The sequence below is a fragment of the Polaromonas sp. YR568 genome, assembly GCF_900116715.1.
GTDB lineage: Bacteria > Pseudomonadota > Gammaproteobacteria > Burkholderiales > Burkholderiaceae_C > Polaromonas.
Genome location: NZ_FPBM01000006.1, coordinates 242,562 through 268,965, shown reverse-complemented (window position 1 = coordinate 268,965; position 26,404 = coordinate 242,562). Strand labels below are relative to the sequence as shown.

General features: G+C 64.9%; 20 protein-coding genes. 7 read left to right on the top strand and 13 right to left on the bottom strand.

Going from position 1 to position 26,404, the window contains the following annotated elements; genetic code table 11:
- Window positions 1-3: 3 nt before the first annotated feature.
- The 3 genes from BM408_RS14920 to hemC are packed head-to-tail and all read right to left on the bottom strand — an operon-like array spanning window position 4 to window position 3,055.
- Window positions 4-1,185 carry a uroporphyrinogen-III C-methyltransferase gene (locus BM408_RS14920; RefSeq protein WP_092130649.1) on the bottom strand — a complete coding sequence of 394 codons (1,182 nt, stop codon included), beginning with the start codon at window positions 1,183-1,185 and terminating at the stop codon, window positions 4-6.
- Complete coding sequence (locus tag BM408_RS14915) at window positions 1,182-2,057, bottom strand: uroporphyrinogen-III synthase (RefSeq protein WP_092130648.1); 876 nt, start codon at window positions 2,055-2,057, stop codon at window positions 1,182-1,184. The genes BM408_RS14920 and BM408_RS14915 overlap by 4 nt, the downstream gene beginning before the upstream one ends.
- Entirely contained in the window at window positions 2,057-3,055 is a 999-nt protein-coding gene (gene hemC / locus BM408_RS14910) for a hydroxymethylbilane synthase (protein ID WP_175541806.1), read from the bottom strand. Before hemC ends, BM408_RS14915 begins: the two co-directional genes overlap by 1 nt.
- 70 nt (window positions 3,056-3,125) lie before the next feature.
- On the opposite strand from hemC, the gene ppc reads away from it, so the two are divergent.
- From ppc to BM408_RS14890, 4 genes are all read left to right on the top strand, one after another.
- Window positions 3,126-6,011, top strand: coding sequence for a phosphoenolpyruvate carboxylase (gene ppc, locus BM408_RS14905; RefSeq protein ID WP_092130646.1), 2,886 nt, complete (start codon window positions 3,126-3,128; stop codon window positions 6,009-6,011).
- 41 nt (window positions 6,012-6,052) lie between these two features.
- On the top strand, window positions 6,053-6,466 hold the full coding sequence (locus BM408_RS14900) for a hypothetical protein (RefSeq protein ID WP_092130645.1): 414 nt from the start codon (window positions 6,053-6,055) through the stop codon (window positions 6,464-6,466).
- A gap of 304 nt (window positions 6,467-6,770) precedes the next feature.
- Entirely contained in the window at window positions 6,771-6,998 is a 228-nt protein-coding gene (locus BM408_RS14895; RefSeq protein WP_092130644.1) for a hypothetical protein, read from the top strand.
- A gap of 4 nt (window positions 6,999-7,002) precedes the next feature.
- Window positions 7,003-15,156, top strand: a complete 8,154-nt coding sequence (locus BM408_RS14890) for a glycoside hydrolase family 94 protein (RefSeq protein ID WP_092130643.1) — start codon at window positions 7,003-7,005, stop codon at window positions 15,154-15,156.
- Between the two features lie 101 nt (window positions 15,157-15,257).
- Here the strand turns inward: BM408_RS14890 and BM408_RS14885 are convergent, their stop codons facing one another.
- The 4 genes from BM408_RS14885 to BM408_RS14870 all read right to left on the bottom strand — a co-directional run bounded on the left by BM408_RS14885 (window position 15,258) and on the right by BM408_RS14870 (window position 17,156).
- Window positions 15,258-15,593, bottom strand: a complete 336-nt coding sequence (locus BM408_RS14885; protein ID WP_092130642.1) for a hypothetical protein — start codon at window positions 15,591-15,593, stop codon at window positions 15,258-15,260.
- Window positions 15,594-15,767: 174 nt separating this feature from the next.
- Entirely contained in the window at window positions 15,768-16,262 is a 495-nt protein-coding gene (locus BM408_RS14880) for a thioesterase family protein (protein WP_092130641.1), read from the bottom strand.
- A gap of 12 nt (window positions 16,263-16,274) precedes the next feature.
- On the bottom strand, window positions 16,275-16,643 hold the full coding sequence (locus BM408_RS14875; RefSeq protein WP_092130702.1) for a glyoxalase superfamily protein: 369 nt from the start codon (window positions 16,641-16,643) through the stop codon (window positions 16,275-16,277).
- A gap of 42 nt (window positions 16,644-16,685) precedes the next feature.
- Window positions 16,686-17,156: a group II truncated hemoglobin gene (locus tag BM408_RS14870; protein WP_092130640.1), complete on the bottom strand. Its 471-nt coding sequence runs from the start codon at window positions 17,154-17,156 to the stop codon at window positions 16,686-16,688.
- A gap of 117 nt (window positions 17,157-17,273) precedes the next feature.
- Between BM408_RS14870 and BM408_RS14865 the strand changes: the two genes are divergently transcribed.
- Complete coding sequence (locus BM408_RS14865) at window positions 17,274-17,891, top strand: ABC transporter ATP-binding protein (RefSeq protein ID WP_092130639.1); 618 nt, start codon at window positions 17,274-17,276, stop codon at window positions 17,889-17,891.
- Window positions 17,892-17,903: 12 nt separating this feature from the next.
- Here the strand turns inward: BM408_RS14865 and BM408_RS14860 are convergent, their stop codons facing one another.
- The 6 genes from BM408_RS14860 to BM408_RS14835 all read right to left on the bottom strand — a co-directional run bounded on the left by BM408_RS14860 (window position 17,904) and on the right by BM408_RS14835 (window position 23,281).
- Entirely contained in the window at window positions 17,904-18,545 is a 642-nt protein-coding gene (locus BM408_RS14860) for a tRNA-uridine aminocarboxypropyltransferase (protein ID WP_092130638.1), read from the bottom strand.
- Window positions 18,505-19,278, bottom strand: a complete 774-nt coding sequence (locus BM408_RS14855; RefSeq protein WP_092130637.1) for a TerC family protein — start codon at window positions 19,276-19,278, stop codon at window positions 18,505-18,507. The genes BM408_RS14860 and BM408_RS14855 overlap by 41 nt, the downstream gene beginning before the upstream one ends.
- A 180-nt stretch (window positions 19,279-19,458) precedes the next feature.
- On the bottom strand, window positions 19,459-20,634 hold the full coding sequence (locus BM408_RS14850; RefSeq protein ID WP_092130636.1) for an AI-2E family transporter: 1,176 nt from the start codon (window positions 20,632-20,634) through the stop codon (window positions 19,459-19,461).
- Complete coding sequence (locus BM408_RS14845; RefSeq protein WP_092130635.1) at window positions 20,631-21,374, bottom strand: FkbM family methyltransferase; 744 nt, start codon at window positions 21,372-21,374, stop codon at window positions 20,631-20,633. The genes BM408_RS14850 and BM408_RS14845 overlap by 4 nt, the downstream gene beginning before the upstream one ends.
- A gap of 96 nt (window positions 21,375-21,470) precedes the next feature.
- Window positions 21,471-22,220, bottom strand: a complete 750-nt coding sequence (locus BM408_RS14840; RefSeq protein WP_092130634.1) for a LytR/AlgR family response regulator transcription factor — start codon at window positions 22,218-22,220, stop codon at window positions 21,471-21,473.
- Window positions 22,217-23,281 (bottom strand): sensor histidine kinase, encoded by a 1,065-nt coding sequence (locus BM408_RS14835; RefSeq protein ID WP_092130633.1) that lies wholly within the window; start codon window positions 23,279-23,281, stop codon window positions 22,217-22,219. Before BM408_RS14835 ends, BM408_RS14840 begins: the two co-directional genes overlap by 4 nt.
- Window positions 23,282-23,510: 229 nt before the next feature.
- Between BM408_RS14835 and argH the strand changes: the two genes are divergently transcribed.
- Window positions 23,511-24,920, top strand: coding sequence for an argininosuccinate lyase (argH, locus tag BM408_RS14830; RefSeq protein ID WP_092130632.1), 1,410 nt, complete (start codon window positions 23,511-23,513; stop codon window positions 24,918-24,920).
- Between the two features lie 20 nt (window positions 24,921-24,940).
- Window positions 24,941-26,404 (top strand): rhomboid family protein, encoded by a 1,464-nt coding sequence (locus BM408_RS14825; protein ID WP_092130631.1) that lies wholly within the window; start codon window positions 24,941-24,943, stop codon window positions 26,402-26,404.

Below are 26,404 nucleotides of genomic sequence, written 5' to 3'. Positions count from 1 at the left end.
TGCTCAGCGGCCCGCGGCCGCCGTGGCCAGCGCGGCCATGGTTTCGTCAAGGCGCGGCAGCTCGCTGGTTTTGAGCTGGCCCTGTACCTGCGCCAGCAGCTGCGCGGCGGTCTGGGTCTTGCGCGAAGACGGATCGAAATACTTGTTCAGCCAGGCGCTGGCGCTGGCGAGGTCCGCGCGCACCGAATCGGTCTGGCGCGAGAGCAAGCCCAGGCGTGCATTGAGCAGGCGCAGCTTGAGGTTTTCACGCAGGAAGAAAGACTGCTCGGGCGACAGCAAGGCCGCCTCAGGCTGGTCGATGCGGCTCACGCGCAGTAATTTGCGGCCCTCTTCGCGCAGGGTGTCCATGGTGCGCTGCGACCAACCACTGAGCGACAGCTTGTCAAAAACCAGCATGGAGGGCTTGCTCTCAGCCGCCGCCGCGCTGCTGGCGCGTGCAGGCGCTGGTGCGGCCGGGGCCGGGGCCGGGGCCGGAGCTGGTGTGGGCGCCACGCGCGCCGCAGTGCCGGCCACCATGGCATTGGCTACCGGCAGCTCGTCGGCCATGCGGGCCAGCTCGTCCAGCTTGAGCATCAGCACAGGCACGTCGGTCAGCGTGGCGGCCTTGATGCGGTCCATGTCTTTGGCGATGGCGCGCTGCAATGGGTTCAGGCGCGGCTGGGCAGCGCGCGACAGGCGCTGGTCGGCCGACTTGAGCGCTGCCAGCAAAGGCTCGGCGCTGCCGGTGAGCTGGGCTTGCTGCTGGGCCAGCCGCAGGGCCGACTCGACATCGACCACCAGGTTTTCATCGCGTGAGCGCGACAGGCTCTGCATGAGTTCTTCAAGCTGGGTGCGCTGCAGGCTGACTTCGCTGATGCGGGTTTCCTGGATGGCCAGCCGTGCGGAGAGCTCGCGCGTGCCTTCCTGCGCCTGGCGGGCCAGCGTGCGTGCCTCGATGGCCTGCGCGCCCGAATCAATGCTGCGGCGGGCGAGTTCTTCCTGGATATTGCCGAGCTTTTGCCACAGCAGGCCGCTTACCAGCAGGCCGCCAGCCGCCAGCGCCGCGACCAGCAGCGCCCACTTGCGGGGCACAAGCCATGCGTCTGCGGGGGGGAGTTGCGTGGAAACCGGCACCAGCGCGCGCTCCAGCACCGGCTCGTTGTCTGGCGTGGAGGATGGGGGCTGGGCGTTGGGGCTGTCACTCATGGATAAAGAGATTCTATCGAGGCAAGTGTGTCCCTGATGTCCTTCAGGGCAGGACGTGACGCCACAACAACACCCCAACCCGCAGCGCGCACGGCCTCCACAATCCGCGGATGTGTGGCCACCGCGCGCGCGCGGCGCCAGTCCACTCCCGCCAAGGCAGGCAAGTTCACCAGGTTGGCCACCGCTTCAGAGCTGCTGAAGAGCCACACCGAGCCATCAGTGCTGGCAGCGCGTGCCCGCTGGACTTGTGCATCGGTAAACACCGGCGCACGGCGCTGGTAAACGCCCACAAAATCCACCTGCGCGCCGGCGGCTTCCCACTGGCGGGCCATCCAGTCGCGGCCCGAAGACACCCCGGCCTCCTGGCCTTCGCCCCTGACCACCAGCACGCGCCGGCCTTGCCAGTCACGCTGGCCCACCACGGCCCACAGGGCTTCGGAATCAAACTGGTCGGCGTCGGCGCCAGGCGCATCGATTTGCCCTGGCGGAACACCGGCAGCCAGCAATGCCGCCACAGTGCCCGGTCCGGGCGCCATAAAACGCAGGGAAGGTGGCAGGCCCGGATTTTCGCTTGCTATATTTTCAGGAGCTTCTTGCGCCCGTCCTGCGGAGCTTGCAGCCGTTTTTCGTCTGAAAAAGTACTCCACGGCATTACCGCTGACAAACATGCAGGCCGCGTAACCGCCCAGGCTTTCCCATGCGCGCCCGGCCGCTTCAGTGTCAGAAGCAGGCGCAATATCGATCAGGGGAAAGGCTTCGGCGGCAAAACCGCCCTGCTGTAGCTGCTGCACCCAGTGCTGCGCGTCTTGCAGGGGCCGCGTCACGATGACGCGGGCCGCGGCGCCAGGTGGAGGCACCGGCACTGGCGGCATCAGGCGTCCGGGGCTTTGCCGGCCCACACGGCGCCGCCGGCACGCAATTGCGCCGCGACAGCTTCGCCCAAAGCTTCCGCCTCGGCAAAGTTGCGCACGACGGCGGTCTGGTTCACTTGCACCAGCGGCGCCAGCGGGCCGCTGGCGCCAGACGGCGCCTCGGCCGTTGCCGGGTCGCCCCAGGCGGCATTGAGCTGCATGGATTCACCGGTAGCGCCGGGCGTGAAAGCCGCCAGCGGCATCGAACAACTGCCGCCCATCGCGCGCGACACCGTGCGCTCGGCTGTCACCGCCAGCCAGGTCGGCTGGTGCGCCAGCGTGGCCAGCGCCGCCATCAGGTCGGCGCGGTCCGCGCGTACTTCAATGCCCAATGCGCCCTGGCCGGCAGCCGGCAGCATTTCGGCGGGTTCAAAGGTGCCACGGATACGCGATTCCAGCCCGAGGCGCTTCAAGCCAGCCGCGGCCAGCACGATGGCGTGGTACTGGCCTTCGTCGAGCTTGCGCAGGCGCGTGTCCAGGTTGCCGCGCAGCGGGTGGATCACCAGATCGGGCCGCAGCGCCTTGATCAGCACCAGCCGGCGCAGGCTGGACGTGCCCACAATCGCGCCTTGCGGCAGTTCGGCCAGCGAGGCAAATTGATTAGAGACAAAAGCATCGCGCGGGTCTTCGCGCTCCAGCACGCAGGCCAGCGCAAAGCCTTCGGGCAGGTCCATGGGCACATCTTTGAGTGAATGCACCGCCAGGTCGGCGCGCCCTTCGCTCAGCGCCACCTCAAGTTCCTTGACGAACAGGCCCTTGCCGCCCACCTTGCTGAGTGAGCGGTCCAGGATCTGGTCGCCCTGGGTTGTCATGCCCAGCAGCTCGACCTGCCAGCCCAGGCGCGACTGCAGCAGCGCCTTCACATGCTCGGCCTGCCACAGCGCCAGGCGGCTCTCGCGGGTGGCGATGACCACCTTCTTCACATCAGGGGGGCTGGATGGCTGAAACGCTGCTGACACTCGTAACCTGCTTGTAATACTTGGGGGAAGTGAATGCTAGCATGCAAGGCTCCAGAACTAGAGGGTCGAAATGGTCACTTCCGCGCGCGCCAAGAAGGTCAAACACAACGTCAACGAAGGCGCCAAAGACGCCGCCGCAGCCGCTGCCACAAAAGCCTCCACACGTTCACGGGACAACGAACGCCCCCTGGTCGAAGACATCCGCCTGCTGGGCCGCATCCTGGGCGACGTGATCCGCGAGCAGGAAGGCGTTGCCGCCTATGAGCTGATCGAGCAGGTGCGCAAGCTTTCCGTCACCTTCCGGCGCGACGCCGACCCGGAAGCCGACAAGTCGCTGAAAAAGCTGCTTAAGGGCCTCTCGGGCGACCAGACGGTGAGCGTGATCCGCGCCTTCACCTATTTCAGCCACCTGGCCAACCTGGCCGAAGACCGCCACCACATCCGCCGCCGCGCCGTGCACGAGCGCGCGGGCGACACGCAGGAAGGCAGCATCGACGTGGCGCTGGCCCGCCTGCGCTGGGCCGGCATCTCGACCCGCACCATTTCCAGCACGCTGGCGCACAGCTTTGTCTCGCCGGTGCTCACCGCCCACCCGACGGAAGTGCAGCGCAAAAGCATTCTGGACGCCGAACGCGACATCGCCCAGTTGCTTACCGCGCGCGACGACATCAAGGCACTGGCGCTGGCCCACAACGCCGCCAAAGACGCCCTCACACCGCGCGAGCTGGCCGCCAACGAAGCCCAGCTGCGCGCCCGCGTCATGCAGCTGTGGCAAACCCGTTTGCTGCGCTTTTCCAAACTCACGGTGGCCGACGAGATTGAAAACGCGCTGAGCTACTACGAAGCCACCTTTCTGCGAGAGATTCCCAAGCTCTACGCCAACCTGGAGCGCGAACTCGGCAACCAGCCGGTGCACAGCTTTTTGCGCATGGGCCAGTGGATAGGCGGCGACCGCGACGGCAACCCCAACGTCAGCGCCGACACGCTCAATTACGCACTGGGCCGCCAGGCCGAAGTCGCGCTGCGCCACTACCTCACCGAGGTGCACTTTCTGGGCGGCGAACTCTCACTCTCAGCCATGCTGGTCGACTTCAGCCCCGCCATGCGCTTGCTGGCCGAAAGCTCGCCCGACACCAGCGAACACCGCAAGGACGAGCCCTATCGCCGCGCTCTCACCGGCGTTTACGCCCGCCTGGCCGCCACACTCAAAGACCTGACCGGCGGCGACGCCGCACGCCATGCCGTGGCGCCGCAAAACGCCTACCTCAAGTCAGAAGATTTCCTCTTCGACCTGCGCACCATCGAAGAATCGCTCAAGGCCCACCACGGCGAGGCATTGATTGCCCAGCGCCTGCACCCGCTGATCCGCGCGGTCGAGGTGTTCGGTTTTCACCTGGCCACGGTCGACTTGCGCCAAAGCTCTGACAAGCACGAAGAAGTGGTGGCCGAGCTGCTGGCCGTCGCGCGCATCGAAGCCAACTACGCCAGCCTGGACGAAGCCGCCAAACGCACGCTGCTGGTCGGCCTGCTCAACGATGCGCGGCCGCTGCGCGTGGTCGGCAGCGCGTATTCGGCCCACGCAAAGGGCGAGCTGGCGATCTTTGAAGCCGCCCGCACGGCACGCGCCCGCTTCGGCAAAGAGGCGATCCGCCACTACATCATCAGCCACACTGAAACCGTGAGCGACTTGCTCGAAGTGCTGCTGCTGCAAAAAGAAGTCGGCCTCATGCACGGCACGCTGGACAGCCACGCCACCAACGACCTGATCGTGGTGCCGCTGTTTGAAACCATTGAAGACCTGCGCAACGCCGCGCCCATCATGCGCGAGTTCTACGCCCTGCCCGGCATCGCACAGCTGGTCAAACGCAGCGGCGCCGAGCAGGACATCATGCTCGGCTACTCCGACAGCAACAAGGACGGCGGCATCTTCACCAGCAACTGGGAGCTCTACCGCGCCGAGATCGCGCTGGTTGAACTGTTCGACGTGCTGGCCAATTCACACAACATTCAGCTGCGCATGTTCCATGGCCGCGGCGGCACCGTAGGCCGCGGCGGCGGCCCCAGCTACCAGGCCATCCTGGCGCAGCCACCCGGCACAGTGCGCGGGCAGATTCGCCTCACTGAACAAGGCGAAGTGATCGGCTCCAAATACGCCAACCCCGAAATCGGCAGGCGCAACCTGGAAACCCTGGTAGCCGCCACGCTGGAGGCCACGCTGTTGCAACCCACCAAGCCCGCGACCAAGGCTTTTCTGCAAGCCGCCGCCGAGCTGTCGGAAGCCAGCATGGCTGCCTACCGCGCACTGGTTTACGAAACCCCGGGCTTCACCGAATACTTCTTCAGCGCCACCCCCATCCGCGAGATTGCCGAGCTCAACATCGGCTCGCGCCCCGCATCACGCAAAGCCTCGCAAAAGATCGAAGACCTGCGCGCCATTCCCTGGGGTTTCAGCTGGGGCCAGTGCCGCCTCACGCTGCCGGGCTGGTACGGCTTTGGCTCGGCCATTGAACAAATCCTGAACCAGGGCGGCACCACGGCCAGCCGCAAAGAGGCACTCGCACTCCTGCAAAAGATGTACAAGCAGTGGCCGTTCTTTCGCACCCTGCTGAGCAATATGGACATGGTGCTGGCCAAGAGCGACCTGGCCCTGGCTTCGCGCTACTCCGAGCTGGTAGGCGACGCGCGCCTGCGCAAGAAGATCTTTACCGCCATAGAAGCCGAATGGCACCGCACCGCCGAAGCGCTGAGCCAGATCACCGGCGAAAAGCAGCGCCTGGCCGGCAACGCCGCGCTGCAGCGCTCCATCCGCCACCGCTTCCCCTACATCGACCCGCTGCATCACCTGCAGGTCGAGCTGGTGCGGCGTTACCGCGCCGGCCAGTCCGACCAGAAGGTGCAAACCGGTATCCATATTTCGATCAACGGGATTGCGGCCGGCCTGCGCAACACCGGCTAGGCGGCCGCCTTCACGGGCCTCAATACAGACAAGGAGTCGGCATGAAGCATTTCTTCCTTTTTTGCGCCGGCCTGGTGATGACCGGCACACTGCTGGCGCCCGGCGCCGGCCATGCGCAGGGCATGCCCGGCGCCGGCAGCTACAGCCTGAAAACCGTAGAAGCCATACCCATTCCCCGCGACGAACATCTGAAACTCTGGCGCGAGGTGGCGCTCAAGCAATGCACGGATGCCCGCAAAAGATTCAACCTTGCGCCAGACCAATGCCTGCAAGTCATTGCTGCGAAGGCCGATGCCTGCAGCGTCAAACTCGCCCCGGAAACTCCCGAGATGGTCAGGACCACCGCGGCCGCCAAAGACGTGGGGCGCAAATACCTTCACTGTGCAGTTCCCTATTATTTTTGCAAGGGGGTTGAGGTAAAGAGTGAGGTTGAGGTTCTGGCGCAGTGCAAATAGCCTCCGTGGCCGGCACCGGGCAATGCGCTGGCTTATCCGACTGATGAGACTTCTTCTAAGGACTGCTTGCCGGGGGTTGCCCGGCACCCGCCCTCAGCAAAGAGCGCAAAAGCCAGAGCAAGACCGGGCGAAGCTTGGTAGGGCTATTCCAAAATAGCTCCTACTGTAGGCGGCGTCCTAGTCCAACTCCAGCCTAGTCCGATGGCGCCGGACCCAGCCGTTCCCTAGGATTGGAAACAGTACGGCGCGATGCGGCACCCCGCGTCGCCGTGCACCCCACAAGCCTAGCCCGGAGCGCAAAATCATGACCACCCTGGAGATCATGGCCGATAGACCGTCGGCCATTCACGACGATTTTGTTTCCACCGACGCCGCCGACCTGGCGTCCCACATGGATCAGTGCGCGCATTCGCGCGGCCGGTTTTTCGGCCTCCAGACGGGCCTTCAGTCCGCGCATTCCGTGATGTCGCCGCGCATCGTCACGGTTGCCGCCATCATGGCGATCTGCTTTGCCCTTCTTGCCGTAGCCTGAGCGAGTGACTACGGCAGTCATCGAACGGCTGGAAACTTTAAGCGCCTACGCCCGGCAACTCCTTGCCACACGCGGCAGCGACATACAGCAGCCCATACGCGCCGAACTCTTCGGCGCCCAACGCTTTGAAGAGCACGGCCGCAGCCTTGCTGCCGCGCAAACCGTGCGCGCCGCCGGCAGCGCCGATACCGGCCCGCCCTTTTTTCCGCGCGTTCAGGAAAACATCGCCGCCATCCGCCTGGCCTACGACTACATTGCGCTGACCTCGCTCAGCGGCCACTACGTCACACCCGCGGCCGAATGGCTGCTCGACAACTTCCACCTGGTCGAAGCGCAGCTTCAGCAAATCCAGGAGGGTGTTCCCCATCGCTATTACGCCGACCTGCCCAAGCTGGCCGACAAGCCCCTGCAAGGCCTGCCGCGCGTCTATGGCATTGCCTGGGCCTATGTGGCGCACACCGACAGCGTGCTGGACCCTGTCCTCTTCACCGCCTTCCTGCATGCGTATCAAGAGGTCAGCGAGCTCAACCTGGGTGAGCTGTGGGCCTTGCCCACCACCTTGCGCGTGGTGCTGCTCGAAAACCTGCGCCGCATGGCCGATCGCATCGCCTGGAACAAGGTGGCGCGCGAAGTGGCCCACGCCGCCTGGGACAAGGCCGACGCGCTGAGCCTGCGCGACCTCGACGAACTGCTGGCCCTGATGCAGGCCCACGGCCTGGAACGCAGCTACCTCACACAGCTGTGGCAGCGCATGCCTGTTGAAAGCGCAGAACCCGACCTGCATCCGGCCCTCCTGCTGACACGCTGGACGGCGCAGCATTGCACCGACGCGTTGGGCATGATCGGCGAAGGCCAAACCGTACAGGTAGCCGCCAACCTGACCGTCAGCAACATCATCACTACCCTGCGACTGATCGGGCAGGTCGAGTGGGTCGATTTGATCGAGCCCGTCAGCCACTCCCTGCAGGTGCTGCGCCGCCTGCCCAGCTTCTCACGCGAAAGCGAGATGACGCGCCAGCAGATCACGCGCGCCATGGAACGCCTCGCGCAGCAAAGCGGCAAATCCGAGCGCGCCGTCGCCGAAGCCGTCCTGGCCGCGGCACGCCAGCCCAACAACTCCATGGTCGCACGCACCGCGGGCTACTACCTGATAGGCCCGGGCCGCCCCTTGCTCGAGGCCGCGCTGCGCCCTTCGGCCGGTCCGCACAGGGCCTTGGCCGTGACCGAAACACCGCGCAGCTGGCGCCTGCCCCTGTTCGCGGCCGCTTGGGCCGCCGGCACCGCCGCACTGCTGACCTGGGGTGTGCATCCGCTGACGGCATTGCATTGGCAGGCCTGGGTGGCGGTTTTCCTCATGGCCTGGCCGGCTTCGGAAGCCGTCGTCGCACTGATCCACCGGCTGATTGCCGAATCCACCCGCATACAGCCGCTGGCCCGCCTGGACTTCAATGCCGGCATTCCACCCGAGCACCGCGTGCTGGTAGTGATTCCTTCCATGCTCTCGTCCATAGAAGCCAACAGCGAACTGGCGCACCGCCTGCACCTGCACTGGCTGGCCAGCCGCGAGGCCAACGCGCAGTTTGCCCTGCTCACCGACTGGGCCGACGCCGACACCGAACACACGCCCAACGACCAGGCCCTGCTGGATGACGCACTGGCCAGGCTGCGCGCCCTGAACGCCGCCTCCCCCGTGGCTCACGGCGCGCCCGCGCGCTTTGTGTTGCTGCACCGCCCGCGCACCTGGTCGGCCAGCGAGCGCCGCTGGATAGGCTGGGAGCGCAAGCGCGGCAAGCTCGAGATGCTGCTGCGCCATCTGGCCGAGCGCTCCACGCCCGAATTCCTGCCCGCCGGTGCCGACATGAAGCTGGCCGAAGGCACACGCTACGTCGTCACGCTGGACAGCGATACCACCCTGCCGGCGGGCTCACTGCGCGAACTCGTGTCCATTGCCGCGCACCCGCTCAACACGCCTCACGTTGACCGCGCCACCCGGCGCGTGACGGCGGGCTACGGCATCCTGCAGCCCCGCGTAGCCACGCCGCTGTCGGCGCACCACGAGCGATCGGTTTTTCACACCCTCTTTGCCGGCCAGCGCGGGCTGGATCCGTACAGCAGCGGCACCTCCGATCTTTACCAGGACGTGTTCGGCATGGGCAACTTCACCGGCAAGGGCCTGCTGCATGTCGAGGCAGTGCACGCCGTGCTCGACCGCCGGCTGCCCGAAGGCGCCATCCTGAGCCACGACCTGCTCGAAGGCAGCGTCGCGCGCTGCGGCTATGCGGGCGATGTGGTGCTGATGGAAGATCACCCGCACCACGCCGGCGTCGCCGCATCGCGTGTGCACCGCTGGACGCGCGGCGACTGGCAGTTACTCGCGCTCATGCTTCGCCCCGGGCAGTTCGGCATCGACGCCCTGGGCTTGTGGCGCATGGCGGACAACCTGCGCCGCTCATTGATCGCGCCGGCCGGCTTCGCCCTGCTGGCCTGGGTGGCGTTTACCGGCGCCTTGCCGCTTGCAACCGCCGCGGCGTTCACCTTCATGGCGTTTCTGGCCGGGCCGCTGATGGGTGCATTGGCCGGGCTGATCCCCACACGCCGCGGCATTGCCTGGCTGCACTTTTTTGACGTCGGCGTGCGCGACGTGGGGCGCAGCCTGGCGCAGGCCGCCTGGCAATTCAGCCAACTGGCGGTGCAGGCCGCTCTCATGCTGGATTCCATCACCCGCGCGCTCTGGCGCATGGCCGTCAGCCGCCGGGGCCTGCTGCAGTGGACCACGGCGGCGCAGGCGCAGTCCTCCGCGCAATACACGCTGGACACTTTTCTGCGCAACCACGCCATCGTCTCTGCAGCATGCATCCTGCTGGCCATCGCCGCCATCTGGAGCCCCCATCCTGTGGCTGGCCCCATGCTCTTCCTGCTATGGGCCCTGGCGCCGGTGATCGCCTGGTGGGGCAGCAAGCCGGCTGTGCGCGCGCCTCACAGCGCGCTGAGCACCGGAGACCGCGACTACCTCCTGAAGCTGGCGCGCCAGACCTGGAACTTCTTTGAACGCTGCGTCGGCCCTGAAGACCACTACCTGCCGCCCGACAACCTGCAGATGGAGCCCGAACCCACGCTGGCCCACCGCACCTCACCCACCAACATCGGCCTCTACTTGCTGGCGACGGCCTGCGCACGCGAATTCGGCTGGATCACCGGCACCGAAATGGCCAAACGCATGGCGGCCACGCTGGACACCGTGGAAGCACTGCCCAAACACAAAGGCCACCTCTTCAACTGGTATGAAACAAGCACGCTGCAAGTGCTGCTGCCGGCTTATGTCTCTACCGTCGACAGCGGCAACCTTGCGGGCCACCTGCTGGCGGTGGCGCAGTCACTTCGCCAGCTGGCGGCGCAACCCGGCACGGCACCGGCCGAAGTCAGCCACCTGATGGAACTGGGCGAGCGCTGCGAAAAGCTCTGCATGGCCATGGACTTCAGCGGCCTTTACAGCAGCAAACGCCATCTCTTTCACATCGGCCTGCGCGTGCATGAGCAGGCACTCGACGCGAGCTTCTACGACCTGATGGCATCGGAGTCGCGCCTCACCAGCTTCCTGGCGATTGCCAAAGGTGACGTGCCCCGGCGCCACTGGCAGGCGCTGGGCCGTGCTTTCCTGACCGTCGGCGTGACGCCCGGCCTGAAATCCTGGTCCGGTTCGATGTTTGAATACCTCATGCCCTCACTGGTGATGATGGAGCCCGATGAAGGCCTGCTGCATGTCTCAGGCCTGGCCGCCGTTAAAGAGCAACAGGCCTATGGCGAGGCGCAGGGCCTGCCCTGGGGTGTTTCAGAGTCTGCTTACTTCGCGCAAGACCACACGCTGGCCTACCAGTACTCGCCCTTCGGCGTACCGCGTCTGGCCTTGCGCCGCACACCGCCCACCGATCGTGTGGTCGCGCCCTACGCCACCATCATGGCCACCCAGTTTGACCCGCAGCAGGCGATGGCCAATCTGCGCCAGCTTGAGCAATGGGGCGCACGCGGCGACTACGGTTTTGTCGATGCACTGGACTTCACCGTCGCACGGCAACCCGGCGCGCAGGCGCTCAGCCTGGTCAATACCTTCATGGCGCACCATCAGGGCATGTCACTGGTGGCGCTGTGCAATGTGCTGTGCGATGAAGCACCGCGCCGGTGGTTCTCCTCGGCGCCGCTGATGCAGGCATTTGAATCGCTGCTGCACGAAAAAACGCCGCGCCAGATCATCGAAAGCGCCGATCCCCGCGCGCTGCCCGAGCCTGACGATGCGGCCCAGGACCGGCTTTACCACTCACGCGAGCTTGACCCCGCCGCACCCGGCTGGCAGCCCACCCAGTTGCTGTCGAACGGCCGCTACAGCGTGGCCCTGCGCGCCAACGGTGCGGGCGTCAGCCGCTGGCGCAGCGGCGACAAGACCTGGAACATCACGCGCTGGCGCGACGACCTGCTGCGCGATGCCTGCGGCACCTTCCTCTACCTGCGCCCTGCGGGGCAAGACCGGCTCTCGTCGCTCACGCTGCACCCCGCGCTGCATCCCGGCTGGCGCTACAAGGCCACTTTTTTTGCCGACCGCGTGCAGTTTGATGCGGCCTCGGACGAGCTGGAAGTGCGCACCACCGTGCTCGTCAGCCCCGAGGACGACACCGAGATACGCACCGTCACCCTGCACAACGTCTGCGGCGCCGAGATCACGCTCGACGTCGTGTCGTGTTTCGAAGCCGTGCTGACCGACCCGCGCGCCGACGAGGCCCATCCGGCTTTTTCCAACCTGTTTGTGCAGACGCAGTGGCATGCCGAATGGCGCGCCCTGCTGCTGTCGCGCAAGGCCAGGCTGCAAGGCGACCCGGCCATGGCGGTGGCGCATTTCCTGGCCGATTCCGAGGCCAATGTACGGGCCATCGACTTCATCGCAGACCGCCGCACCTTCCTCGGGCGCAATCGCGGCCCCGAAGACCCGGCCCTGCAGACCGAAAAGCGAGGCGAAGACGGCTCGCCCATCAACGGCCTTGACCCGGTGGCCGGGCTGCGCGTGCGCATCCGCATTCCGGCCGGTGGCGTGGCCAGGCTCAGCTTTGCCACTGCCGCCGCGCCCAGCCTTGATGAACTGCCGGCGCGCATCGACAAATACCTGCAACCCATGCATGTGGAACGCGCTACCCGCATGGCCGCCACGCTGGCCCAGGTGCGCCTGCGCGACCTGGGCGTGGACCCGCAGGAAAACGCGGCGCTGCAAGACCTCAACACCGCACTGATGTACAGCTGCACCCGTCCGGTGGCCGAACGCGGCCTGCTGGACCAGCGCCAGCTCTGGCGCTTCGGCATCTCCGGCGATAAACCCATCGTGCTGGTGCTCATCCATTCCAGCAACGGCATGGCGCTGGTGCATTCGCTGCTGCAGGCCCAGCCGTGGTGGAGCTTTTGCGGCCTGGCCGCCGATGTCGTGATCCTCAACAGCGAGGTGAACTCCTACCTGATGCCGCTGCAGCGCGACATCCTCGCGCTGCGCGATCGCACGCTGCAGCAAGCGGCGAACAGTTTTCCGGGCCGCGATGCCGGCGGCTTCTTCCTGCTGCGCGAACAGGAGATCGTGCCTTCCGAGAAAGCCGCCCTTACCGGCCTGGCGCGCGTCATCCTGGCGGCCGACGGCCGCCCGCTGGAGGTGCAGGCGGCGGCGCTGCAAGCCATCGGCAGCCCGCAGCGCGCCGGCACGCCCGCCAGGCCCTTGTTGCCCGCAGCGCACATTGCCAACGCCGTGCAGGCGCCGCAGGGCCATTTCGACGCCGCCACGGGCGAGTTCCAGTTTGTGGTCGACGAAGCCCATCGCCCGCCCCGCCCCTGGGTCAACGTCATCGCCAATCCCGCCTTCGGCTTTCAGGTCTCTGAAGCCGGCGCCGGCTACACCTGGGCCGTCAACAGCCGGCTGCACCAGGTCACACCCTGGTCCAACGACCCGGTGACCGACCCCAGCTTTGAACACTACCTGCTGCAGGACCTGGAGACGCAAACGCTGCTCCCCTTGAATGCTGCCGCAGACAGCGGCGCATCGTGCCGCATACGCCACGGCCAGGGCTATTCAGCGTTCGAGTCGCTGCATGGCGCGCTCAAGGCAGAGACCACGTATTTCGCCGACATCAACGAACCCGTCAAGCTGGTGCAACTGCAATTGCACAACCAGGGCAGCGAAAACCGCCAGCTGCGCGCGCTCGCCATGGTCGAATGGCAACTGGGTGCAGGCCGCCATGAGCGCCGCACCGTCCGCGCCTGGAAATCCGACGACCCGGCCCTCAAGGCCGTCTTCGCCAAGCAGCGTGAAAGCCGCGCCGGCTTCGGCGGCAACACGGCCTTTTTGTCTGTCGCCGGCTTGCCCGGCCCGTTGCAATGGACTTGCGATCGCAGCGAATTCTTCGACAGCGCGGGCCAGCTGGTGATTCCCGCCGCACTGGGCCATAGCGCCACCGGCGGCGCAGACCCCTGCGCTGCGCTGGCAGGCGACTTCACCCTGGCGCCCGGTCAAAGCATCACACTGACCTTCATGCTCGGCCACGCCGCCGACCCGGCAGCTGCCGAGCAGTTGGCCCGCAATTGGCAAACACGCGACGCCGCGCAAACGCTGGAGCAGGTCAAGGCTTATTGGTCCGGCCTGCTGGGCAAGCTGCAGGTGCGCACGCCCGACCCCTTGTTTGATGCGCTGGTGAACCGCTGGCTGCTCTACCAGACGCTGGCGTCACGCCTGTGGTCTAAAGCAGGCTTCTACCAGGCCGGCGGCGCCTTTGGCTTTCGCGACCAGTTGCAGGACGCCATGGCCTTTGCCGTCATTGAACCTGATCGCCTGCGCCGGCAGATTCTTTTGAACGCCTCGCGCCAATTCCCCGAAGGTGACGTGCAGCACTGGTGGCATGCGCCCGGCGGTGAAGGCGTGCGTACGCATTTCTCAGACGACCTGCTGTGGCTGCCCTACGCCTGTGCCTACTACGTGCAAGTCACCGGTGACGCCAGCATTCTGGACGAGCAAGTCGCCTTCATCGACGGCCCGGCGATTCCCGAAGGCGCGGAAGACGCCTACTACGCACCGCAAACCAGCGCGCAAAGCGCCACGCTGTTTGAGCACTGCGCACGCACGCTGGACCGGAGCCTTCCCACCGGCAGCCACGGCCTGCCGCTGATGGGCACCGGCGACTGGAACGACGGCATGAACCGCGTGGGCCATGAAGGCCGCGGCGAATCGGTCTGGCTGGCCTGGTTCTTATGCCGCGTGGTCCAGGACTTTGAACCGCTGGCCCGCGCCCGCAGCGACAACTCCCGCGCCGACACATGGATCGCCGCGCGGGAAGGCTGGATCAAGGCCCTGCACAAAGACGGCTGGGACGGCGCCTGGTTCCGCCGCGCCTTCTTTGACAACGGCGCGCCGCTGGGCTCCTCCAGCAATACCGAATGCCGCATCGACCTGATCGCGCAGGCCTGGTCGGTGCTGTCGGGCGCCTCCACCGCCGAATTCACCGGCCCCGCGCTGCAGGCAATGACTGAGCAATTGATAGCCCATGAGGCTGGCCTCCTGCGGCTGCTGACTCCGCCGCTGCAGGCATCGGAAAACAACCCCGGCTACATCCAGGCCTACCCGCCCGGCGTGCGCGAAAACGGCGGCCAGTATTCCCACGCCGCCGTCTGGGCCATGATGGCCCAGGCCGCCACGGGTGACGCCGAAGCAGCATGGGAAAGCTTTCAGGCGCTCAGCCCCGCCCATCGCAGCCAGCACCCGGTGCGCGGGCCCGTCTACGAGTTGGAGCCTTATGTAATGGCCGGCGACATCTACGGCGCGGCGCCCTATGTGGGCCGCGGCGGCTGGAGCTGGTATACCGGCTCAGCCGCCTGGCTGCACCGCGCGGCGGTCGAAAACATTCTGGGCCTCAAGATTGAGCAAGGCGCGCTGTCGCTCTCGCCCTGCGTGCCTGCGCTCTGGCCTTCGTTTGAGATCACGCTGCGTTTGCAGGAGCGTGTGGTGACGCTTCGCTGGCAACGCGCTGAGCCCGCAGCGCAAGACGGCTTGCGGCCCGACCGCGTGATCACGCCGGGGCAGGTAGTGACGCTGGCCGAGCTGCCGCTACAAGCCACCTTGCTGGTAGAAGCCGCACCGGCCTGAGCGGTCAATCGCTATTGATTTAATAGCGAATTTCCTGCGCCTTCTAAGGAGAGGAAACACCATTTTTACGACTGAAAATCTTTCGGCCACTCTGCAATGCCTCAAACACGCGTCAGATCACCCAAGCGTGACGGCGTACGCCGCCGCGCAGGCGGCTGGTAGCTCGGCGCCTCAGCCGCATCCACCGCTTCAATCAGGCCCAGCTCCAGCAAGGAACGCAGGGATTCATCCAGTGAGCGCGGCGGCATGAACTGCTGCAACTGCTCAAACCACACCCCCGTGCCGCACATCTCCAGCACATCGTGAAGGTAGCGAGACAGCGAGCCTGCAGTCTGCGCCTTGGTGTTGACAAGGTCCACACAGGCCCGGCCGCTGGCGGTCAGCCGGTAGCAGCGAGAAGCGAGGCTGGTAAGCGAGGGCGCGTGGGTCGAGGTCATGGGTGTCTCCTTCGGGAGCACCCATGGTGAACCTGCGCCCCTGGAGCGCCATTGACGAAGGTCAAGAGCGAACCCCCACCTGACAATGCAATCTTGACTGCAGTCAATATTTTTCTATTTGGCGCGGCGATTCGTGAACAAAGGCAAAGTGCTGGTCGACCGCCAGAACCGTCCTCACATGGCGTCCAGCGCCCGGTCCCAGGCCTCCAGGTGCGGCGGCTTGGCCCCAAAGCGCCGGCCAATGACCTCGGCAGGTGGCACTGTGAGCGAGCCCTTCTTGAACTTCATTTTCACCAGCACCTCGGCATGCTGCTGGCCGCCTAAAAACAGTGTGTGCGAAAACCAAGCGCACTTCTCATCCGCAAAGACGATGTCGGTTTCCACACGCACGCGCCGGAACATCGGGATGGGCCGGGCAAACTTCACGAGTTGGGACGCGTTGACAAACTGAAGGCGGCGGCGCAGCAGCGTGCCCATCAGCTTTGTCCTGATCAGATAGTCCAGCTGGGCTGCTTCGGCCAGCTGCAGGTACTTGTCGCTCTTCAGGACATGCGTACCAGCATCCAGAGGGCTGATCCAGAAATGGGCGATGACACGTGACGCGGGGTCTGCGGCACCCCTGAAGAAAGCCCACAGCAGCGTGAAGAGGTTTCGGATCAGGCCGGACACCGCGGACCTTTCTCAGGTGTAGATGGCATTGGTGAATGTCAGCCGGTTACCAAACGGGTCGCGGACCGACATGTCCCGGCTGTCCCAGGCAGTGACTTCGACGCCGGGCCGGGCGTGTTTGTTGTTCTTCGCCAAAAGCTGCTGGTGATACGCCTCGAGTTCGTCAGTCTCAATCCGCATCGCGGCGCCCGGACTGCAGTCGCCGTGGTGCTCCGACAGATGCAGCACGCACCCGCCCTTGGAGATTTGCAGGTAGGGCGGCATGCCAGGTTCAAAGCGATGCTCCCAATCCACCTTGAAGCCGAGAAAGTCGACATAAAACTCCCTGGCCTTGGCTTCGTCAAAGATGCGGAGGATGGGAGTGGTTTTTCCAAAACTCATGGGTGCAATTTCCCTGTCAAATTCGAATTCAATCAACCACGGTCAGCCTATATAAGGCCCCTTGACCTCTCCCCAGCCCCAGCGCGGCATGGGGGCATCGGCGTCCACCGTGGCGCCAGGCTGTGAATTGATCACCGCCAGCCGCGAACCCCACTCCAGATAGCCCACGAGCGCCGACCTGAACTCCGGGTCGTCGGGCATGCCCAGCTCATCCGCCGTCTCCAGCAACAGACTCACCCAGCGGCGCCGCTGCTCCTGCACCAGGTGTTTGTTGAGATGCTGCCGGATCATGTGTGGATGGCCGCCGTGCTGTTCGGAATACGTCGCCGGCCCACCCAGGACTTCGCCCAGAAATGCGGCGACATGGGCCGGATGGCTGTCATCCATATGCGCAAAGACCGGCCCCAGTAGGGCGTCCTTCTTGACGTGCTCATAAAAGCGCGTGGTCAACCGGGTCAAGGCGTCTATGCCGCCAACCCATTCATACAGGCTTGGGATGTTGCGATCTGGCATGGTGCTGCCCTTGCATATTTAACGGAGAGGTGACTCCAGGAAAACGCAGATTAACATCACCGCTGTTCCCGCTTCACACTCGCAGCAATCACCCGGCTACCCATCAAACACCTCGCCATGCTCATTGCCGAACAACTATGGTTCCGTTACCCCAACCCACAAGTCGAAATTCTCACCAACTGGTCCGGCGAAATCCGGCCGGGTGTCACGCTGGTGCAAGGCGGCGATGGGCGTGGCAAGAGCACCCTGCTTCGCCTGCTGGCGGGCACCTTGCCTGCCGATTCGGGGCAATTGCGGATCAATGGTGTTTCTCTCAAGGAGCAGCCGGACGCCTACCGCCAGCAGCTGTTCTGGATAGAGCCGCGCACCGACACGTTTGACCAGCTCACGCCGCCACAGTTTTTTCAAGCCGTACGCAGCCGATACTCGTGGTTTGATGCCGGCTTGTTAAACCCGCTGATCGAAGGCCTGGGGCTGGAGCCACATTGGGACAAAAAACTTTTCATGCTGTCCACCGGCTCAAAGCGCAAGGTCTGGCTGGCGGCGGCGTTTGCGTCGGGGGCGGCAGTATTGCTGCTCGACGAGCCTTTCGCCGCGCTGGACGCGCCCTCGATTGCCTTTGTTAAAGAACAGCTTCAGGCTATTTCGGCGCAGGCAGGCCGCGCCGCCGTGATTGCGGACTATGCAGCGCCCAGCGGGGTGACGCTGGCCGGTGTGATCGACCTGGGCGACTGAATCAAAGACCCGCTACTTCGGCACAAAAGCCAGCTGCTGCGCGACAAAGCCGTCAAAGGCCTTGAGCAGCGGCTGGTATTTCCCAGCGTCGCCTTCGAGCTGCGCCAGCGCCGCACAGGCTGCCTCCAGCGTTGAGAGCTGCCCTGGCTTGTGGGTTTTGCGGATCAGGTAGTTCGACGCCGGTACGTCGTCCAGCGCCAGGCGCGGCAGCTGCCGCAGCCACGGGCTCAGGTGCAGCATCTTGCGGCTTTTGCGCCAGGTGCCGTCCAGCACCACCAGCCGAACGCGCGACGGATCTTTGAGTTGCCCGGTATCCAGGGCGGGGGCTTCATCTCCCGGTGTCTGCGGATACAAAAGCACGTTGTACCTCGGCTCTTTCAGCGCATCCTGCAAGCTGCCTTCATCAAAGGCTTCGCCCGTCAGCATGCGGCTGCGCGGCAGGCTCAGGTGCAGCAGGCGGGCGCTGTTTTTGGCATGGTCTACCTCCAGCGGATGCTGAAGGATCAGCACATCGGCCGCGTGCGCAACAGGTGTGACCCATGCGCAGATGCAGGCGCTCTGCGGCCTGAGGCACGCGGCGCAGCGCGGGCGCGTCACGGGCAAGGTCTCGGCGTCAGTGCTTGCCGTCGCCGTCAGCCTTATCACCGTTGGCATAGGCGTTCCTCAGATGCACTGGCTTGCTCTTCTTCTTGCGCATGCGGATGTTGAGCATCTCCACCGCCACCGAGAACGCCATCGCAAAGTACACATAGCCCTTGGGTACATGATGATCAAGGCCCTCTGCGATCAGCACCACACCCACGACGACCAGGAATGACAAGGCCAGCATTTTGATGGTCGGGTGGTCGGACACAAAGCGGCCGATGGCCGGCGCAAACAGCATCATCAAGCCCACCGAGGCGATGACTGCCGCGATCATGACGGTCAGGTTGTCGACCATGCCGACGGCGGTAATGATCGAATCCAGCGAGAACACCATGTCCACGATCATGATCTGCACGATGACAGCCGTAAACGTGGCCTTGACCGTGCTGGAGGCATGCCCCTCCTCGCCTTCCATTGACTGGTGAATCTCACCAGTGCTTTTCCAGATCAGGAACAGGCCTCCACCGATCAGGATCAAGTCACGCCCCGAGATTTCTTCCTTGAACACGGTGAAGAGGGGCTCCACGAGGCCGATGATCCAGGACAGCAAAAACAGCAGGCCGATGCGCATGAACATCGCCATAAAAAGCCCCAGCCGCCGCGCCAGCTCCTGCTTGTCCTTCGGCAGCTTGTCGACCAGGATGGAGATAAAGATGATGTTGTCGATTCCCAGCACCAGCTCCAGCGCGGTCAGCGTGGCAAAAGCAATCCACATTTGCGGATCAGTCAGCAGTTCCATCATGGCATTACCTCTTTCTTCATCTATTCAATACAGCAGATCATAGGAGTAACGACGGACGCAGTAGGCGAACGTGGTGGTCATATCTTTACCAGCATGAGCCGTGGAACCGGCTTTGCCGGGCCACAGGCGGGCGGCCACCTCGGGGGGCAGCGCATTACACGAAGTGAAAAGCGTGGGGGCTCATGATCCGAGGAATTCACCGATTGGCTTCAAATCTTCGACCCGGTCACAAATCGATTTCACGATCATCAAAATCGGAATCCCCAACAGCAAGCCCCACACCCCCCACAGCCAGCCCCAGGCCAGCAGCCCGACAAACACCGCCACCGGGTTCATGCGGCTGGCGCGGCTGGTAAGCCAGGGTGTCAGCAGGTTGCCCACAATGGTGTGGATGACCATGGAGGCGCCGCCCACGGCCAGCGCCATATTGAGCGAGCCGAATTGCATAAAAGCCACCAGCGACGACCCGGCCGCAGTCACCAATGAACCGACATAAGGCACCAGGTTGAGCACGGCGGCGGCAATGCCCCACACCGCGGCGTTATCAAGCCCTAGCGCCATCAAGGCCAGCCAGGTCAGCACCCCCACCAGCGCGCTGGTGAGCAACTGCACCTGCAGGTAGCGCTGGATCTGCCCGGTGATTTCATTGAGCGCCTGCAGTGTGATCTTTTTACTGCTGAGGCTGTCGCCCGCCAGCTTGATCAGTTTTCGCCGGAAGGTGTCGCCCGAGAGCATCAGGAAATAAGTCAGAAAGACCACCACCGTGGCCTGGCCGATCAAGGCGATCAGGCCCACGGTGCCTGACCACAAATAGTTTTTGATATTGAAGTGGGACGGCTCGATCACCACACGCATCGCGCCACGCGAGGTGCTGGGCGCTCCGCTGTCTTGTGCGGCCTGTTCGATCTGCGCGGCGGCTTTTTGCACGGTCTCCAGCGCGCTGTCGGAGCGGCCAGTGCGCGCTTTCACCGCCTGCCGGAACTTCTGCGCTGCCGCCGGCAAGGCCTCCACCAAGGCGGCCGCTTCGTCGCTGAGTGAATAGGCGGTCGTGCCCAGGCTGCCGAGGATGGCCAGCAGCAGCACCGCCGCGCCCAGCCAGCGCGGCACGCGCCTGCATTCCAGCCAGTTGACCACTGGCGAGAGCGCGTAGCTGAAGAGTACGCCCACCATCACCGGAATAAACACCGCCTTGGCCCAGTGCAGCACAAACAAAAAGGCCAGGCCCGCCAGCACCACCAGCGACATGCTCCGGATATCGACCGGCATGTGAAGCAGCACGCGCTCTACATCCGCAGCCGGCGCCGGAACCGGAGTTGGGTCTGCAGGCGGCGCAGAGGCTGCTTCTTTGTCGGTCATGCGTTTCCCGTGTCCATGGTTGTGGCCGGGCGCGAATAGCGCCATTTGCGCGTCGGAAGGCCCAGGTAGTACTTACGCAGATATTCAAACCGGGCGGCCCAGGAAAAGGTGTAGGACGCTTTCGCCGGAACGTACCAGCTGTTCAGGCCGGTTCTCAGAATCAGCTGGTAGCCGTTGCGGCGCATCAGGGCGTGCTTCTGGTGGTGGGTGACGTGGTCTTCGATCAGCACCAGGCGGGGCTGCCAGTAAGCGAAGTCAAAGCCCGACAGGGCCACCAGCTCATGCCCCTCGATGTCGACGGACAGCAGGTCAAAGCCCACCGGCGCGCCATGGGTGCGCAGCATGGTGTCCAGCGTCTCGCAGCGCACCTGCACGGTGGAGCGGACCACCGCCCCCAGCGCGATGGGCCGGTCTTCCAGGGTCGAATGCGGCCCCGCACGGTTGAGCTGAAGGTATTTGCCGGCGTTTTCAGGGCTGGAGCAGGCCATCTCGATCACCACGCCTTTGCGGTTTTGGCGCAGCAGCTCGCAGCAATCCGGGTCGGGCTCGACCAGCAAGCCTGTCCAGCCCAACACCTCCAGGTGCTGCGACTGGGAATCGAGCACCGGGTCGTTGGCGCCCACGTCGACATAAAAGCCCAGCCCGCCTTTGAAAAATTCCTGCACCAGTTGTTGCTCTATCGCCGGCTCGTTGCTGAAACGGTTGATGTGGCGTTGAATGAAGTCGGCTGGTTTAGACATGGGTACGGGTGAAAACTTGAAATAAAAACGAAAAGATGAAAAGACGAAAAGAAAAAAGAAGGCGCGGCGCCCGGCGCAGCGCCTGAACCAGGCCGGTCAGCCTGCGATAGCCTCTCGCACGGCGGTGAGCTGGCGGCGCGACACCGCCAGCAGCTCGTCAACGCCGTTGAGCCGCACTGCCCAGCCCTCGCCCTCTTCCGGGTCAAAGTGCTTTTCCAGCGCGCGCACAGCCCGCCGCGCGATCAGCGCATTGCGGTGTATGCGCATGAAGCGGGCGGCATGGCGCTCTTCGAGCTCGCTCAGGGAGCCGTCCAGGATGTAGCTGCGCCCGGCGGTGCGCACAGTGATGTATTTGAGTTCGGCCTTGAAGTACAGCACCTCGGCCAGCGGCACGCGCTCGGTGCGGCCGCGGTCCTGGATGATCAGCATTTCTTCGGCCGCGCCGGCCTGGGGCGTCCTGGCGGCTTGCGCGGCCTGCATCAGCCGCTCCACTTTTTGTAGCGCCTGCTGCAGCCGCTCCAGGCGCACCGGTTTGGTCAGGTAGTCCACGGCCTCCAGCTCAAAAGCCTGCACAGCATGCTCGGCATGGGCGGTGACAAACACTACGGCCGGCGGCTGCGGCATCGCGGCGATCATGCCGGCCAGCGCCATGCCGTCGGCGCCGGGCATGCGGATGTCGAGCAGCACCGCGTCAAATTGCTCGCGCTGCAGCGCCTTCATGGCCTGGGCCGTGTCGGCCGCTTCGGCGCCCACCACCGCGGCCGGCGCGGTGCAGTCGCCCACCAGGGTGCGCAGGCGGGACCGCGCCAGCGCTTCGTCGTCAACCACCAATACTTTGAGCTTCATGCGGGGATCTCCAGCCGGACCTGAAACACACCGTCTTTGAAGACGGTCTTGAACTGTGCCTCGACATCATGCAGCAGCGCAAGGCGCTCCCGCACATTGGCCAGCGCCAGCCCGTGGCCGCGCTCGCCCACGCCCGCAGGCGTTGAATTGGTCACTTTGATCACCACCGTGCTGCCGCGCCGTGCGGTGGATATTTTCAGCTGCGCGCCTGTGGCGCTGGGCTCTACCCCGTGCTTGACTGCGTTTTCCACCAGGGGCTGCAGCAACAGCGGCGGCAGCTTGGCCTGGTCCGCATCGGGATCCAGGCTCCATTGCACTTGCAGGCGCTCGCCGAAACGCACCTGCTCAATGGCCAGGTAACGCTGGGCCAGCGTAATCTCCTGCCCCAGCGTGACGGACTCGGCGGGATCTGCCAGTGCGTGCCGGAAAAGCTCGCTCAGGTCTTCCAGCACCGCCTCGGCCTTGGCCGGCTCAGCCCGCACCAGTGCAATGGCGCTGTTAAGGGTATTGAAGAGGAAGTGAGGCCGGATACGCGACTGCAATTCGGCCAGGCGCGCGGCAATGGCCGTCGGCGTGCGCGCCTTGGCGCGCCAGAACAGGCCCGCCAGCACCACGGCCGAGAGCAGCGCACCCGCCGCCGCGCTGGCCCACCAGGGCGCCGGCTGCAACACCTCCATCAGCGTCAGGGCGCCGCAGCCATAAAGCCCGGCCGCCGCGCCCAGCAAGATGCCGGACAGCCATTGGTACCCGGGCGCCAGCCGGTTCAGACGGGTTTTAAGTGCGCATGCCGCGATAAGCCAGGCCAGCGTGGCCGGCAGCATCCCGCCGGTCAGCAGGGCAAAGCGCAGCAGCCACTCCCCGACGTGACTGGCGCCGAACATCGCCGCGACGCTCGCCACCAGTTCCACAAACAGCACCGCACGCAAAACCACCCCCACCTGGCAGGCGTCAAATATGCTGGCGCGGCCTGAGGGTGGTGAACTGGGCGCTTCATCGCCCGGAATAAAGCTCCCAAGCAAGGTGGATTCGCCAAAGTTCTTTAAGTCGGGAACGGGTTTCATGCGTGGCCTGAAATTCTTCCAGTCTTGTACGGGTGATCTGGTGCGTTTGAGGGCCGGAACCCGGGATTTCCGGGGTCTTGCGGCACGCAGATAAAATCGAAAGGAAGAGTATTGCACCGGTCATGGCCATTCGGCCATGGGTTGAACGCTATTTCAGCCCCCAAACGGCCGAAACAGCGCATCCGGCCCCCGAATACCGGCCGGCGACAGCCCGACAAGAAAGCCTGACGTGAATCAATTCGACAAAAAATCCCAAGCCTGGTCCGCCCTTTTCTCCGAACCCATGAGCGACCTGGTCAAGCGCTACACGTCCAGCGTGTTTTTTGACAAGCGCCTCTGGCAGGCCGACATCGCCGGCTCGCTCGCCCATGCCGAGATGCTGGCGGCGCAAAAAATCATCCCCGCGGCCGACTACGCCGACATCCAGAAAGGCATGGCGCAGATCACGTCGGAAATCGACTCGGGCGCCTTTGAATGGAAGCTGGACCTCGAAGACGTGCACTTCAACATCGAGGCACGACTGACCCAGCTGGTGGGCGACGCCGGCAAGCGCCTGCACACCGGCCGCAGCCGCAACGACCAGGTCGCCACCGATGTGCGCCTGTGGCTGCGCAGCGAGATCGACCTGATTGGCGGGCTGCTCACCGACCTGCAAAAAGCCCTGGTCGACATCGCCGAAACCAACGTGGAAGTCATCCTGCCCGGCTTTACCCACCTGCAGGTGGCACAACCGGTGAGCTTTGGCCACCACATGCTGGCCTACGTCGAGATGTTCAGCCGCGACGCCGAGCGCATGCAGGAAATCAGGAAACGCGTGAACCGCCTGCCGCTGGGCGCCGCCGCCCTGGCCGGCACCAGCTACCCGCTGGACCGCGAACGCGTGGCCAAAACCCTGGGCATGGTCGATGAAAGCGGCAAGCCGCAGGTCTGCCAGAACAGCCTGGACGCGGTGAGCGACCGCGACTTTGCGATTGAATTCACGGCCGCAGCCTCGCTGGCCATGGTGCACATCAGCCGCATGAGCGAAGAGCTGATCCTGTGGATGAGCCAGAACTTCGGCTTTATCCATATTCCCGATCGCTTCACCACCGGCTCGTCCATCATGCCGCAGAAGAAAAACCCCGACGTGCCCGAACTGGCACGCGGCAAGACCGGCCGCGTGGTCGGCCACCTGATGGGCCTGATCACCCTGATGAAGGGCCAGCCCCTGGCCTACAACAAGGACAACCAGGAAGACAAAGAGCCGCTGTTCGACACCGTCGACACACTCAAAGACACGCTGCGCATCTTTGCCGAGATGGTGGCGGGCATCACCGTCAAGCCTGAAGCCATGGAAAAGGCTGCCCTGCGCGGCTACGCCACCGCCACCGACCTGGCCGACTACCTGGTCAAAAAAGGCCTGCCCTTTCGCGACGCCCACGAAACCGTGGCCCACGCCGTCAAGGCCGCCACCTCGCACGCGGTCGATTTGTCGGAGCTGCCGCTGTCGGTGTTGCAGGAGTTCAACCCCAGCATCGAAAAAGACGTGTACGACTGCCTGAGCCTGCGCGGCTCGCTCAACGCCCGCAACATCCTGGGCGGCACCGCCCCGGCGCAGGTGAAGGCGCAGATCGCAAGGCACCGGGCGCGGCTGGCCTGAACTGAACTGCCGGCGGACGCATGTTTTACGCGATTCCGCTGGAAAACCGGCCGACCTGGCGCAACCCGCCGTGGCTGACGATTCTGCTGATCCTTGTGAACATGGCCGTCTTCTGGGGGCCGCAGCGCGCTGAAGAAAACGCGCAAGACAAGGCCGCGAAATTCTATCTTTCAAGCAGCCTGCCGGCGCTGGAGCTGCCGGCTTTCGTCGGCTGGCTTGAGGAGGCCGGATCTCCGCGTGCGCCGGCGGCCCGGCGCATGCTAGAGCAGCGCCACTACGGCGCGCTGCTAGACAGCCTCGAATACGAAAAGCCCTTCCTGGCGCGTCTGCACGGGGGCCTCGTCGTCCCGGCCGGACACCCGGGCCATGAGCAGTGGCAACAAGACCGGCACCGCTACGAAAAAATGCAGCCGGCGCCGTTCACCGCCCACTGGGCCCAGGACAACACCAAAGACGCGCCGTTTCGCCCGGTGACCTGGATCACCTCAGCCTTCCTGCATGCCGACACCAGCCACCTCATCGGCAACATGGTGTTCCTCTTCCTGTTTGGTTTTTCAGTCGAGCTCGCGCTGGGCCGCGGGCTTTACCTGGTGTTTTATCTCGCGGGGGCGCTGGGTGCTTCTCTGCTGGCCGGCTGGGCCTATGCGGGGCAAGGCGGCTACGGCCTGGGCGCCTCCGGTGCGGTTTCCGCCCTGATGGGCATGTATGCCGTGATGTACCGCCTGCGCCGCATCCGCTTTTTCTACCAGCTGTTTTTCTATTTCAATTACGTCACGGCGCCCGCACTGCTGCTGCTGCCGGCCTGGATCGCCAACGAGCTGCTGCAGCACGTCATCGGCGGCAAGGGCGTGGCCTATATGGCGCACCTGGGCGGGCTCATCACCGGCGCGGTGCTGATGGCCGCGGCGATGCACTGGCGCAAACTCACGCCGCCCGTGGCGGCCGGGCAGGCCGACGACGGCTTCGAGCGGCATGTTGCCGAAGCGAAACGGCTGGCGGGCGAGATGAAGTTCGACGCGGCCTGCACGCAGTGGCGCGCCGCCGCCAAGCTGCGGCCCACCAACGCCGAAGTGCTGCGCGCCTGGTTCAACACCGCGCGGCTGCAGCCGGCCGGCGAAGACTTTCACAGCGCGGCGCGCCGGATCTTCCGCCTCTCGCCCAGCGACGACGCTACGCTCGAACTGCAACACGCCAGCTACCGGACTTATCTCGACCAGGCCAAGCCCGGCGCGCGGCTCAAACCCGATGACATGGCACGGCTGGCGCGCCGCTTCACGCGCGCGCGCCAGTTCGACGACGCCGACAAGCTGTGCCGCGCGCTGCTCAAAAGCGCACCCGAGCATTCAGGCCTGGCCGACACGCTGGGCGTCTGCGCACAGGGCTGGCTGCGCGCGGGGCAACGCGAACGCGCCCTGTACTGGCTGCCGCACCTGCAGCGGCTTGCCCCCAACGACATGGCCACGCGCGCGCTGGCGCAGGCCTAA